General features: G+C 64.1%; 13 protein-coding genes and 1 pseudogene. 4 read left to right on the forward strand and 10 right to left on the reverse strand.

Annotated features, from left to right (window positions below; translation table 11 throughout):
• Positions 1-50: 50 nt before the first annotated feature.
• Positions 51-2,318 (reverse strand): phosphoenolpyruvate--protein phosphotransferase, encoded by a 2,268-nt coding sequence (ptsP, locus tag ACS3WB_RS14000; RefSeq protein ID WP_438276103.1) that lies wholly within the window; start codon positions 2,316-2,318, stop codon positions 51-53.
• Between the two features lie 493 nt (positions 2,319-2,811).
• The gene (locus ACS3WB_RS14005; RefSeq protein WP_438276104.1) at positions 2,812-4,065 is read right to left on the reverse strand and encodes an aspartate kinase; all 1,254 of its coding nucleotides are present in this window, start codon (positions 4,063-4,065) and stop codon (positions 2,812-2,814) included.
• 199 nt (positions 4,066-4,264) lie between these two features.
• Here ACS3WB_RS14005 and ACS3WB_RS14010 point away from each other — a divergent pair, with 199 nt between their 5' ends.
• Genes ACS3WB_RS14010 through ACS3WB_RS14020 form a run of 3 tightly spaced genes read left to right on the forward strand, consistent with a single transcriptional unit; the run spans position 4,265 to position 6,468 of the window.
• Positions 4,265-4,732 carry a PH domain-containing protein gene (locus tag ACS3WB_RS14010; RefSeq protein ID WP_438276105.1) on the forward strand — a complete coding sequence of 156 codons (468 nt, stop codon included), beginning with the start codon at positions 4,265-4,267 and terminating at the stop codon, positions 4,730-4,732.
• Positions 4,733-4,747: 15 nt separating this feature from the next.
• Positions 4,748-5,521, forward strand: a complete 774-nt coding sequence (gene ubiG, locus ACS3WB_RS14015; protein WP_438276106.1) for a bifunctional 2-polyprenyl-6-hydroxyphenol methylase/3-demethylubiquinol 3-O-methyltransferase UbiG — start codon at positions 4,748-4,750, stop codon at positions 5,519-5,521.
• A gap of 47 nt (positions 5,522-5,568) precedes the next feature.
• Entirely contained in the window at positions 5,569-6,468 is a 900-nt protein-coding gene (locus ACS3WB_RS14020; protein WP_438276107.1) for an EamA family transporter, read from the forward strand.
• A gap of 120 nt (positions 6,469-6,588) precedes the next feature.
• Here the strand turns inward: ACS3WB_RS14020 and ACS3WB_RS14025 are convergent, their stop codons facing one another.
• From ACS3WB_RS14025 to ACS3WB_RS14045, 5 genes and pseudogenes are all read right to left on the reverse strand, one after another.
• Entirely contained in the window at positions 6,589-7,029 is a 441-nt protein-coding gene (locus ACS3WB_RS14025; protein ID WP_438276108.1) for an EamA family transporter, read from the reverse strand.
• A complete protein-coding gene (locus tag ACS3WB_RS14030) occupies positions 7,029-7,472 on the reverse strand; it encodes a DUF1178 family protein (protein WP_438276109.1) in 444 nt (147 codons plus the stop codon). Before ACS3WB_RS14030 ends, ACS3WB_RS14025 begins: the two co-directional genes overlap by 1 nt.
• A gap of 32 nt (positions 7,473-7,504) precedes the next feature.
• Positions 7,505-7,708, reverse strand: a pseudogene (locus ACS3WB_RS14035) (DUF1178 family protein); the annotation flags it as partial.
• A complete protein-coding gene (locus ACS3WB_RS14040) occupies positions 7,705-8,586 on the reverse strand; it encodes a carbon-nitrogen hydrolase family protein (RefSeq protein WP_438276110.1) in 882 nt (293 codons plus the stop codon). The gene ACS3WB_RS14040 and the pseudogene ACS3WB_RS14035, both read right to left, overlap by 4 nt.
• Positions 8,587-8,637: 51 nt before the next feature.
• The gene (locus ACS3WB_RS14045) at positions 8,638-9,453 is read right to left on the reverse strand and encodes a ComF family protein (protein ID WP_438276111.1); all 816 of its coding nucleotides are present in this window, start codon (positions 9,451-9,453) and stop codon (positions 8,638-8,640) included.
• A 144-nt stretch (positions 9,454-9,597) separates the two neighbouring features.
• Here ACS3WB_RS14045 and ACS3WB_RS14050 point away from each other — a divergent pair, with 144 nt between their 5' ends.
• A complete protein-coding gene (locus ACS3WB_RS14050; RefSeq protein WP_438276112.1) occupies positions 9,598-10,485 on the forward strand; it encodes a methyltransferase domain-containing protein in 888 nt (295 codons plus the stop codon).
• A gap of 96 nt (positions 10,486-10,581) precedes the next feature.
• On the opposite strand, the gene mutT is transcribed toward ACS3WB_RS14050, so the two are convergent.
• From mutT to argJ, 3 genes are read right to left on the reverse strand one after another with little or no spacing between them, the layout of a single operon-like run.
• Positions 10,582-10,983 carry an 8-oxo-dGTP diphosphatase MutT gene (gene mutT, locus ACS3WB_RS14055; RefSeq protein ID WP_438276113.1) on the reverse strand — a complete coding sequence of 134 codons (402 nt, stop codon included), beginning with the start codon at positions 10,981-10,983 and terminating at the stop codon, positions 10,582-10,584.
• 13 nt (positions 10,984-10,996) lie between these two features.
• A complete protein-coding gene (locus ACS3WB_RS14060; RefSeq protein ID WP_438276114.1) occupies positions 10,997-11,506 on the reverse strand; it encodes a hypothetical protein in 510 nt (169 codons plus the stop codon).
• Between the two features lie 25 nt (positions 11,507-11,531).
• On the reverse strand, positions 11,532-12,785 hold the full coding sequence (argJ, locus tag ACS3WB_RS14065; RefSeq protein WP_438276115.1) for a bifunctional glutamate N-acetyltransferase/amino-acid acetyltransferase ArgJ: 1,254 nt from the start codon (positions 12,783-12,785) through the stop codon (positions 11,532-11,534).
• Positions 12,786-12,966: the final 181 nt, after the last annotated feature.

Below are 12,966 nucleotides of genomic sequence, written 5' to 3' on the forward strand. Positions count from 1 at the left end.
CAGGGACGGGGTTAAGCTCGGGCGTGGTGAAACGCGACTCAAGATGTTGCTCACAACGCTAGCCCTTCTGCATCGGCGAAGTCCTTGAGCCGGTCGCGGATGGACAGGCTGCCGGAGGGGGCGTCCAGCAGAGGCATGATCGCCGCTTCGATCTTCTGCGCATCGAGATCGAGGATCATGGCCTTGACGGGACCATGCGCTGTGGCCGACAGCGACAGCGAGCGGTAGCCGAGCCCGATCAGGGCCAGCGCGCCCAACGGCTGCGATGCCATCTCTCCGCACAGCGAGGCGCTTTTCCCCGCGGCCCTGGCTTTGATCACGATATCGCGCAGGGCCCGCAGAATCGGCGCGGACAGCGTGTCGAAGCGGTTTGATACCTTGCTGTTGCCGCGATCGACGGCGAACATGAACTGGAAAAGATCGTTCGATCCGACGGAGACGAAATCGACTTTCCCGAGCAGTTCGTCGAGCTGGTACAATAGCGCCGGCACCTCGACCATGGTGCCGACGTCGACGCGTTCCGGCAGCGCGTGGCCGTGCTGGCGCAGATAGGTGAGCTCGCGCTCGACGATGGCCTTGGCTTGATCGAATTCGGCCACTTCCGAGATCATCGGAAACATGATGCGCAACGCGCGTCCGCCGCCGGCGCGCAGCAACGCGCGGACCTGTCCGCGCAGCAGACCGGGGCGATCCAGCCCGAGCCGGATCGCACGCCAGCCCAGCGCCGGATTTTCCTCGGCTATGGTTTCCATGTAGGGCACGGCCTTGTCGCCGCCGATGTCGAGGGTGCGGAAGGTCACCGGCTTGTCGCCGGCGGCATCCAGCACCGCGCGGTACAGCGCAAGCTGTTCGCTGCTGCGCGGAAGGTTCTGGCCGACCATGAATTGCAGCTCGGTCCGGAACAGGCCGATGCCCGAGCAATTGGTGTCTTCGAGATGAGGCAGGTCGATCAGGAGGCCGGCATTGATCATGAGATCGACCGGCTGGCCGTCGCGGGTGACGCACGGCTTGTCGCGCAGCGCGATGTATTGCGCTTGCCGCCGGGCGCGAAAACGCACGCGCTCTGCATAGGCCGATTCGATTTCAGCCGACGGCCGCACGTAGATCGCGCCCGACGTGCCGTCGACGATGATGGCGTCGCCGGGATCGGCGAGTCCGGGCGCGTTCGGCACCTCGCCCACGGCCGGTATCCCCAGCGCGCGCGCGACGATTGCGACGTGTGAATTCGCGGTGCCTTCCTCCAGCACCAGACCGCGCAGCCGCTTGCGGTCATAGTCCAGCAGGGCCGCCGGCCCCATGGCGCGCGCGATCAGGATGGCGTTCTCGGGAAGTTGTTCACGAGAAGGCGCATGGTCCTGCCCGGCCAGTTGCCGCATCAGGCGATGGCCGAGATCCTCGAGGTCGTGCAGGCGCTCGCGAAGATAGGGATCGGTCGAGCGCAGCATCCGCGCGCGGGTGTCCGACTGCACGCGCTCGACGGCGGCCTCGGCGGTGAGGCCGGTCGCGACCGCCTCCTGCAGCCGATGCGACCAGCCGTGGTCATTGGCGAACATCCGGTAGGCTTCGAGCACGTCGCGATGTTCGCCCCCGTCGGCGACGTCGCCGCGCTCCAGCATGCGGTCGAGGTCGGCGCGCAGCTTGGCGAGCGCAGACTCCAGCCGCCTGATTTCCTTCGGGAGGTCCTCGGCGATATAGTTGGTGATAACGACGCGCGGTTCGTGCAGCACCACATGGCCGAGCGCGATGCCGTCGGACAGGATCGCGCCGGTCTGGCGGATCGAGTGGCGCGAGACCGGCTCGAGGCCGGGCTGGGCGAGGGCTGCCAGTTCGCCCGAGGCGATCATCTCGGCCAGCACCATCGCGGTGGTCTGAAGCGCTTCGACCTCTTCCTCGACATAAGTGCGCCTGGCGCGGTTCTGCACCACGAGCACGCCGAGCGTGTTGCCCGCGCGCAGGATCGGCACGCCAAGGAAGGAATTGTAGATTTCTTCGCCGGTCTCCGGGCGGAACGAGAACGCCGGGTGACTCTGGGCGTCCGACAGATTGAGCGGCGTCGCTTCGCTGGCGACGAGGCCGACGAGACCCTCATGCGAGGTCAGCACGGTGCGATGCACGGCGGCGCGGTTGAGACCTTCGGTGGCGTAGAGTTCCAGGGTATTGTCGACGCGCAGCACGTAGGTCGAACACACCTCCGCTACCATGTTGGCGGCGATCAGCACCACGATCTTGTCGAGGCGCTCCTGTGCGCTGACCGGCTCCGCCATGACTTCGCGGAGCCGTCTCAACAAGACGCGGGGGCCGCTCGACGCGCTCCGCATGTCCCGGTATCCTCCCTGCGAGGCCGCGTTTTGATAAGCCTCAGAAAAACAATGACTTTAACGCGTCCGAAAGCTCCGCGCAGCGGCTCACGACCGAATGATTGTCTGAAGCCCTAGCGCCGGTCACACCGGTCACGTTAGGGGGCCGTATAACCAATCGCTATCCGGTTTGCCAAGCAAAACGCCTCCCGCAAAGGGGCGGATGGTTTGGAAAATCTGCAACGCCGACGCCGGCGACGGGTAAGACCACGGCCCGCTTTCGCCGGCCCGGCGAAAAGGACGCTCGGAGTGCATACCCGAGCGGGACAAGGACAAGTGTGGCGGCTTCCGTCCGCATCCTTTCTCAACTGCTGGATTTGGATCGATTATCGTCGTGATCTATAGCGTTTTCCGGCGAAGTGGATACCGGTTTCGCGGCAAGAAAACGCGTCAAACAAAATCATAGAACGCGGCTGATTCGCTCCCGCTGATTCCATCAGATTCGGAAGGACCTCTAGGCGTGATCGAGACCGTAAAGCGTGTGCAGGGTGCGCACCGCGAGTTCGGTATAGGCGGTATCGATCAGCACCGAGAACTTGATTTCGGACGTGGTGATGGCGCGGATATTGATGCCCTTGTCCGACAGCGCCTTGAACGCCTGTGCAGCGACGCCGGCGTGGCTGCGCATGCCCGAACCGATCACCGATATTTTCGCGACATCGGTGGCGCTGTCGAGGCGCGCATAGCCGATGGTGTCCCGGGCCTGGGCGATGGTCTCCCGGGCGCGGGCATGGTCGGCGGCCGGCACCGTGAACGTCAGGTCGGTGGTCTTGCCGTCTTCCGAGACGTTCTGCACGATCATGTCGACGTTGATATTGGCGTTTGCGAGCGGGACGAAGATCGAGGCGGCCACGCCCGGCTTGTCCTCGATCTGGCGCACCGAAATCTGGGCTTCGTCTTTGGAGAAGGCGATGCCGGTGACGACGTGGCTTTCCATGATTTCCTCCTCGCTGCAGATCAGCGTACCCGGCGGCGTGCCATGGGGGTCGATGTCCTCCGGCTTGTCGAAACTGGAACGGACGAAAATCGGCATGTTCTGGGTCATGCCCAGTTCCACGGAACGGACCTGCAGCACCTTGGCGCCCTGCGACGCCAGTTCCAGCATGTCCTCGAACGCGATCCTGTCGAGCCGGCGGGCCTTTGGAACCACGCGCGGATCGGTGGTATAGACACCGTCGACGTCGGTATAGATGTCGCAGCGATCGGCGCGAATGGCGGCCGCGATCGCCACCGCCGAGGTATCGGAGCCGCCGCGGCCGAGCGTGGTGATGCGGCCGGTCTGCGGACTGATGCCCTGGAAGCCGGCGATCACCGCGACCTCCTTGCGCTCCCTGAAGCGATTGACGAGTTCGCCGCCGTCGATGCCGAGGATGCGCGCCGAGGCGTGCGCGTCCGAGGTGTGAATCGGAATCTGCCAGCCCTGCCAGGAGCGCGCCTGAATGCCGATCGCCTGCAATGCGATGGCCAGGAGCCCCGACGTGACCTGCTCGCCGGACGCCACCACCGCGTCGTATTCCCGCGCATCGTGCATTGCGGACGCATCGCTGCACCAGGCCACCAGTTCGTTGGTCTTGCCCGACATCGCCGATACCACCACCGCGACGTCGTGGCCGGCATCGACCTCGCGTTTGACATGCCGCGCGACGTTGCGGATGCGGTCGAGATTGGCGACGGAGGTGCCGCCGAATTTCATCACAAGCCGGCTCATGACGGATGGTGCGTTCCCAAGGCGATCTGGATTGAGGGGTTAACCGGATAGAGGCTGGTTGAACAGAATATCGTGCGAAAAGCGGGCGCACGGGCGAGAAGGCGCGTATACATAACGGCGCGGTTGCGGGCAGGCAACCCGGCTTCCGGCCGCTCCACGGGCGGTCGGATGATCCAGGCAGGGCGCGCGAGGCAGGCCGATGGGACGCTATATCGATGATATTCTGCAACCCGGCGAGAAGGTGTTGTATTCGACCAACGTGCATTGGATCTTCTATCTGCCGGCCATCGCCGCCTGGATCGTGGCGCTCGCCTTTTTCGCGGGTTCGCAGGCGTTCGTGAGCCAGACATGGATGCTGCTGTGCCTGTCGCTGGCCGTAATAGCGGCGCTGGTGGCGCTATACTGGATGCTGCGGGCGTGGTTTCACCGCTGGACCACAGAGACCGACGTGACCAATTTGCGGGTTGTGCACAAGACCGGCTTCATCAAACGGCGTACTTTCGAGATGAGTCTGGACAAGGTCGAGAGCGTCGATGTCAATCAGAGTATTCTCGGCCGTATTCTCAACTACGGCGACGTGACGGTGCGTGGGGTTGGCGAAGGGGCCGAGAGGATCAGGACGATCGCCTCGCCGCTGGCGTTCCGCAGTCACATCACGGCACGATAGGAGCCGCGTACAACCATGGCCATGCCAGTCAACCCTTCCGCGAATTCTTCGGCCGCGTCGGGATCGACGGTCGATCCGGCCGAGATCGCGAAGTTCTCCAAACTGTCGCAGGAGTGGTGGGATCCCAACGGCAAAATGGCGCCGCTGCACAAGATCAACCCGCTGCGGCTCCAGTTCATCCGCGACGCCGCCTGCCGCAAGTTCGAGCGCAGCGCGCGCAGCCTGAACTGCCTGGCGGATTTGAGGCTGCTCGATATCGGTTGCGGCGCGGGCCTTCTGTGCGAACCCTTCACGCGGCTCGGCGCCGAGGTGATCGGGGTCGATCCGTCCGCGTCCAACATCGCCGCGGCGAAACTGCACGCCGAGAAAGCCCACCTGTCGATCGATTATCGCTGCACCACCGTGGAAGACATGGATGTGCGTGAGCGTTTCGACATCATCCTCGCGATGGAAGTGGTGGAGCACGTCGCCGATGTCGGCCTGTTCATCGATCGTTGCGCCGCGATGCTGAAACCGGGTGGCATGATGGTGGCCTCCACGCTCAACCGCAACTGGAAGAGCTTCGCGCTCGGCATCGTTGCGGCCGAATACGTGCTGCGCTGGCTGCCGCGCGGCACCCACCAGTGGGACAAGTTCGTCACCCCCGATGAACTCGCAGGTCATCTCGAGCGCAACAGGCTCGGCATCACCGAGCAGAGCGGCGTGGTCTACAGCCCGTTCGCTGACAAATGGAACCTGTCGTCGGACCTGGACGTCAACTACATGGTGGTGGCGGAGGCGGTGGGGTGAGGTTCACTCAACCCACTTGCTCCAGGGGCGGGTGAAAAAAATCTTTCATGTTCACCGTTGCCTCGCTCTGGATACCTTTCACGGTCACGGCCGCGCTCGGGCAGGTCGCGCGCAACGCGATGCAGCGGTCGCTGACCGGTCCGCTCGGCACCTGGGGTGCGACCAACATCCGCTTCCTGTTCGGCCTTCCGTTCTCGCTGATTTTCTTCGCTTTGGTGATGGCGTTCACCGGCGATCCAATCCCGTGGCCTGCCGCCGCCTTCTGGCTGTGGCTGCTGCTCGGCGCGCTCAGCCAGATCGTCGGCACCGGCTTGATGTTGCTCGCGATGAACGACAGCTCATTCGTGGTGACGACCGCGTACCTCAAGACCGAAGCAATCCAGACCGCGATCTTCGGATTTGTTTTTCTCGGCGATCATCTCACTTGGCTGAAAGTGATTGCGATCCTGATCGTGACCTTCGGCGTCATTTTCACCGCGCTCCGGCCGGCCGGCGCCAAGAGCTTTGCCGACCTCAAGCCGATGGTGCTGGGACTGGTCGCGGCCGCCTGCTTCGCGCTGTCGGCGGTCGGCTTTCGCGGCGCCATCATCGCGGTGCCGGGCGTATCGTTCGTCACCGCGGCGTCGTGCACGCTGGTGCTCGGGCTATTGGTGCAGACGGCGGTGCTGACGGCCTATCTGCTGCTGCGCGCGCCGGACGTGCCGAAACGAATTCTCGGCCTGTGGCGGCCGTCGATGTTGGCGGGCTTTATGGGCGCGTTCGCCTCGCAATTCTGGTTCCTGGCGTTCGCGCTCACCGCGGCCGCCAACGTCCGCACGCTGGCGCTCATCGAGGTGCTGTTCGCGCAGGCGGTGTCATACTATTCGTTCAAGCAGCCGCTTTCGTTGCGTGAAGCTGGCGGCATCGTGCTGATCGTGATCGGCGTCGGGCTGCTGGTGGCGGTTTAAGGCGTTTTCGAGCGAAGCGGGCCCTCGAGCACGAGGAGGCTGCACCGGGTTCCGTGAAGACATCAAAATCATGGAATCGCTTCTGGTTTCCATCGGAAGCGGGAAAGGCTTCAGTCAGAGTCAGCGTTTGATGGCAATGACGACCGCTCCGGCTGCGATCAAGGCGATTCCAATCCAGCCGTTCAGCGATGGGCGCTCGCCAAGAAAGATGACGCCGAACAGGGCCACCAGCACGACACTTAGCTTGTCGATCGGCGCGACCAGCGTCGCCGGACCAAGTTTGAGTGCACGAAAATAGCAAAGCCACGACGCTCCGGTGGCCAGTCCCGACAGCACGAGAAAAATCCAGCTTCGGATCGGAATTGGACCGGAGTGACGGATCTGTCCCGTCGCCAACAGGATCAGGCCGAGACTGAGGAGGACAACGATGGTGCGGAGGAAAGTAGCAAGGTCGGAATTGATGCCCTCGACGCCGATTTTGGCAAAAATGGCGGTCAGCGCCGCGAACACGGCTGATAACACCGCCCAGGCTTGCCAGCTCGCAAGGGCCTGTGTGCTCATCAGTTCCGGTCGTCCCGCAGCACCGGCAGCGATCCCACCGCGACGCCCTCCTCGATCAGCGATTTCGCGTCCTCCGGCGACGCTTCGCCGTAGATCGGGCGAGGCTCGATATCGCCGTAATGCATTTTGCGGGCTTCGTTGGGAAATCGCGCGCCGACATCGTCGGCGTTCTTGACCAGATGGTCGTGCAACTGTTTGAGTTCGGCGCGCAGTTCGCGCTCCTCCGCCATCATTGCCGACGTGGATGGGTCAGCAGGCGCTTGCGATCCGCGCTTTTTCGCACCGACAATCCGTGGCGCCATGATTGCCTTCTCGACTTTCGCCGAGCCGCAGACCGCGCAGGTCACGAGCTTGCGCTTGAGCTGCGAATCGTAGGCAGACGAGCTCTGGAACCAGCTTTCGAAAGTGTGATTGCGATCGCAGCGCAGGTTGTAGCGGATCATGCCGAACCTCCCTCGGGAGGGTCGATCGTGAATGCGGGAGCGGCCGCGATCCGCCGTGGGCCCTTCTTCTTGCTGCCGCCGAGCCGCGGCGCCATGATCGCCTTCTCGACTTTTGCCGAGCCGCAGACCGCGCAGGTCACGAGCTTGCGTTTGACCTGCGCGTCGTAGGACGCGGAACTCTGGAACCAGCTTTCGAAGGTGTGGCCGCGCTCGCAGCGCAGATTGTAGCGGATCATGCCGAGCCTCGCACGAGATGCAGGTGATTGGTCGCCGAATCCTGGGTGACCAGGGAGAAGCGCCGCCCGTGCTGCAACGACGGCACGGTCTTGCGCGCGGCTGCGACCTTGGCCGGATCGATTGTCGCCAGCACGATGCCGGGTTCGGTGGCGCCGCCTTCCGCCAGCACGGTGCCCCAGGGATCGACGATCAGCGAATGGCCGAATGTTTCGCGCTTGTTCTCGTGCAAACCCGCTTGCGCCGCGGCAAACACGAAGCAGCCGTTTTCGATGGCGCGGGCGCGCAGCAGCGTGTGCCAGTGCGCCTCGCCGGTCTTTCTGGTGAAAGCCGAGGGCACGGTGAGAAACGACGCGCCCGCTTCGGCCAGCGCGCGATACAACGCCGGAAAGCGGACGTCGTAGCAGATCGTCATGCCGAGCTTGCCCCAGGGCAGCTCCGCCAGGACGGCAGTTTCGCCTGGTTGATAGTTGGCTGATTCCCGGTAGCTTTCGCCGCCGCCGAGATCGATATCGAACATGTGAATCTTGTCGTAGCGCGCCAGGATATCGCCGGACGGTCCGATCAGGAACGAGCGGTTGACGGCTCTGTCGGGCGTGGCCTGCAACGCCAGCGAGCCGACGTTGAGGTGGATCCTCAGTTCGCGCGCCAGATCGCGATAAGCGGCGAGCGAGCGGTCATCATCCTCGCTTTGCAGGTTTTCGAACAGCGCGATGCGATCGGTCTGCATCATGTTGCTGACTTCGGGAGTCTGAATGAAGCTCGCGCCCTGCGCCGCCGCCTCGCGGATCAGCCTTGCGCCCTCATCGAGATTCGGCTTCGGCAACAGACCGCTGCGCATCTGGATCATCGCCGCGACGAACGTGGTCTCGGTGTTCATGTCGTTGCCTTTCGCCCGAACAGGAACGAGGCTCCGGGTTCGAAGCTCAATTTATATGGGAGCTTTCATGGTGTCGACAACCCGGGCGAACACCAGCACGTCCACCTGTGCAGCCTTGGCGCGCAGCAGCACGCGCGCGCACGCGTCCACCGTCGCGCCCGACGTCAGGACATCGTCGATCAGGACGACCTGGCGGCCCTGGATTTCGCTCATGCGTTCGGTCGCGATCTTGAACGCGCCCTGGACGTTGCGGGCGCGGTCGGTTCGCGACAAGCCGACCTGTTGCCGGGTCGGGCGGATGCGCTGCAGCGCGTCGGGCGTGACCGGCACGCCGGATTGTGCGGCGATCACGCGCGCCAGCGCGCCGGACTGGTTGTAGCGGCGGCTCCAGCCGCGCCGCCAGTGCAGCGGCACCGGAATCAGAACGTCGGCAGCCTCGAGCAGTTCGGTGCCTGCGCGCGCCATCCAGCGTCCCATCGCGGGCGCGAGGTCGGTGCGGTCCTGATATTTCAACGCGTGGACCAGCACCTTGGCGACATCGTCGTAGCGCACCGCGGCGCGGGCGCGCTGATAGGCCGGGGGATTGGCGATCGCCTCCATCGACAGCATGTCGGAACCCGGATCGTAAACAAACGGGATGCCGAGGCGGGGACAATAGGGACGCTCGATGAACGACAGCTTCGTCCAGCACTCCGCGCAAACGCCGACGCCTGCGACCGGTTCGCGGCAGGCGACGCAGAGCGTCGGCAGCGCGATATCGAGCGCCGTTCGCGCAGCGCGAGACAACACGCCGGAACAGGCCTGCCACGCGCCGCACAGCGGGTTGGCTCGCGGCGCTGAAGTCTGACTGTCCGTTGAAGCGTCCATGGAACGGAAGGCTAGCCCGCGATCTGGCGGTGCTCAAGCCGGACAGAACGAGTCCTTTTGCCCCGGTGCTGCGGAGCATTCGCCGAAGTGGCGCTGCACCGCGCCCGGGACACAATCGCGTCGCCGCGGATTGCCAGCAACGGGATGATCGGCGTACCAAGCCGTATGGCCGCGAACCCGCCATCTCCGCCCGTTCTGTTCGACCGCGCTCTGCTGCGCGTGCGGCAGAAGCGCGCGGCCAAAATGGGGGTCGCGCCGTTTCTGCTCGAGCGCGTCGCGGAGGATATGGCGGAGCGCCTGCAGGCCGTGCTGCGCACGTTTCAACATGGGGTGGACGTCGGCACGCCGGGCGATCAGGTGCGCGGTGCGCTGGCGGCGCGCGTCACCGAACTCGCGCCCGTCAAGCTTCCTGCCGATGAGAGCGAAGCCTTGGGGTTGTCGCCGCAATCGCTCGACCTCGCCGTCTCAGGGCTCGCATTCCAGTTCGTCGACGACCTGCCGGGCGTTTTGACGCAGATACGACGCGCGCTGAAGCCTGACGGGTTTCTGCTCGCGGCCACAGTCGGCGGCGAAACGCTGACCGAACTGCGTCAAGCCTTTGCTGCCACCGAGTCCGAGCTTGAGGGGGGCATCTCGCCGCGCGTCGCGCCGTTCGCGGATGTGCGCGATAGCGGTGCGCTGTTGCAGCGCGCCGGCTTCGCGCTGCCAGTGACGGACGTCGATCGCGTGGTGGTGCGCTACGATGATGCCTTCGCGCTGATGCACGATCTCCGCCGCATGGGCGCAACGAATATCATGGCCGAGCGGCGGCGCACGCCTTTGCGCCGCGCAACGCTGCTGCGGATGGCGCAAATCTATCATGAGCGCTTCGCCGATCCCGACGGCCGCATCCGCGCCACCTTCGATATCGTATGGCTGTCGGGCTGGGCGCCGCATGAGAGCCAGCAGAAGCCGTTAAAGCCGGGGTCGGCCAAGGCCAGTCTGGAGGACGCGGTAAGAAACAGTTCAAAAGAAAAGCCGGGCCGGGAATAAGGTTTCGTCATGGCCGGGCTTCGTCCCGCCCATCCATGTCTTCGAAAAAAGAAGACGTGGATGCCCGGCATAAAGCCGAGCATGACGGGGAGCCGGCTACATCAGCAGATCAATCAGCGGCGGGATCAATGGAATGTCCGCCGGCGGCATTGGATAGTCGCGTAAGCGGTTGGCGCGAACCCATTTCAACGCCTGCCCCTCTTTCGAGACCACATCGCCCTGCCAGCGCCGGCAGATGTAGAGCGGCATCAACAGATGGAAACTCTCATAGGCGTGGCTCGCGAATGTCAGCGGTGCGAGGCAGCTTTCCTGCGTGACGATACCGAGCTCCTCGCGCAGCTCACGGATCAGCGCCTCTTCGGGGCGTTCACCGGGCTCGAACTTGCCGCCCGGAAACTCCCACAGGCCGGCAAGCTGCTTGCCTTTCGGGCGCTGCGCGATCAGCACGCGGTTGTCGGCGTCGATCAGCGCGCAGGCGACGACGAGAGTGAGTTTCATCGCTTCGTCTCGTTCACGAGATTCCCGGATGATCCGTGCACTCCGGCACGGGTCCGGGGTTCTGCGGCGTGAATGAGGAGGTCGGAAATTCGCCGCTGGTTAATGCCGGACCCTGTACCTTTATTGTCGTTTGAGTGAGCCGCGTACCTTCCAGCAGGATCATCCGATAGACCAGGCTGTCGAAACCTGAAAATCTGGTTTGCGAGCGATAGATCAATTGCCTGCCTTTCACCCGCCGGTTCAGGCAGTACTGATACTTTCCGTGCATGGCATTAGTCGGAGTGACATCTCCCTCGCGGATACAGACATGGCCATGGCTTGGTGGCTGTTCGAGCACGAAGTCCGGCACGCCGATAATGTTGCATTCGCTGTCGAAGCGAACGCCTATTCGGATGACGGTGTCTTCTCCGCTCGTGGCATTCAGGGCAGTCCGCTGAACGGGCTCAGCGATAGCGTCGCCCGCCATAGCTAACATGACGGCAATCAATGAGCCGGCGTGCAGGGGAGAAAATCGCGAGAGCATGGGCGCCTCGTTGGAATGTCCGTCGCTAAGACCGGTAATCGCCGTTGATTGCGACATACTCCTTGGTGAGATCGCAGGTCAGCACCCGGTCGCGGCCCTTGCCGAGGCCGAGCGCAACGTTGATCCGGATGGTCGGGCTCTTCATCGCCGCCGAGACCTCCGCTTCCTCGTAGGACGGATCGCGCGCGCCGCGGGTGGCGACGCGGATGCCGTTGAACGAAATGGAGAGCTTGTCGCGATCGGCCGGTTCGCCGGCCTTGCCGACCGCCATCACCACGCGGCCCCAGTTGGCGTCCTCGCCGGCGATCGCGGTTTTCACCAGCGGCGAATTGGCGATCGACTTGGCGATCCTGCGCGCCGACAGCTTCGAGGTCGCGCCCTCGACGATGACCTCGACCAGCTTGCGGGCGCCTTCGCCGTCGCGCGCGACCTGTTCGGCGAGATTGGCGAGCACGCCCTGAAACGCCTTGGCGAAAGACTTCAGGCGTGGATCGGACGCGCGCGAGATTTTTGGCGCGCCGTGCGCGGCCGCGGCGCCGGTCGCGAACGCCAGCAGCGTATCGGAGGTGGAGGTGTCGCTGTCGATGGTCACGGCGTTGAAGCTATCCTCGACGCCGCTTTTCAGCAGCGATTGCAACGCCGTCGCCGAAATCGGCGCATCGGTGAACACGAACGACAGCATGGTGGCCATGTCGGGTGCGATCATGCCGGCGCCCTTGGCGATGCCGTTGATGGTGACGATGGCCTTGCCGAGTTTCACGCGCGCGGTCGCGACCTTGGGAAAGGTGTCGGTTGTCATGATGGCGCGGGCCGCATCCATCCAGCGGTCCGGCGTGGCGTCGCGCGCCAGCGTCTCCAGCACGCCGTTGAATTTCGTCGCGTCGAGCGGCTCGCCGATCACACCCGTCGATGCCAGATAGACGTCGCTTGTCTTGCAGCCTGCGGCTTCTGCCGCGATGTCAGCGGTCAGCCTGGTCGACTGGCGTCCGGTCCTGCCGGTGAAGGCGTTGGCATTGCCGGAATTCACGACCAGCGCCAGTCCTCCCTTAGAGGATTTACCGTCTTTCAGTCGCGCGCGGCACCACTCGACCGGCGCCGACGGACACTTCGATCTGGTGAACACACCGGCCACCGTGGTGCCCTTGTCCAATAGCGCCAGCAGCACGTCGGCGCGGCCCTTGTAGCGGATGCCGGCCTCGGCGGTCGCCAGTCGAACGCCCGGGATCGCAGGCATGTCCGGAATATTGGTCGGGGCGAGGGGGGAAATGGCGGTGGACATGGCTTTCTCGTCATTGCCGGACTTGATCCGGCAATCCATCAAACGAGATGGATGCGCGGGTCAAGCCCGAGCTTTGACCGATGCCGACAATCGGGTTGATGCGGCGTCGGGCGTGGGTTTGTAACCTGGTTTTCCGGTGCGGTCGATCCAGTCGAGGATGGTGCCAAGCTCGCCTTGCAGG

The organism is Nitrobacter sp. (assembly GCF_051535215.1).
Lineage (GTDB): Bacteria > Pseudomonadota > Alphaproteobacteria > Rhizobiales > Xanthobacteraceae > Nitrobacter.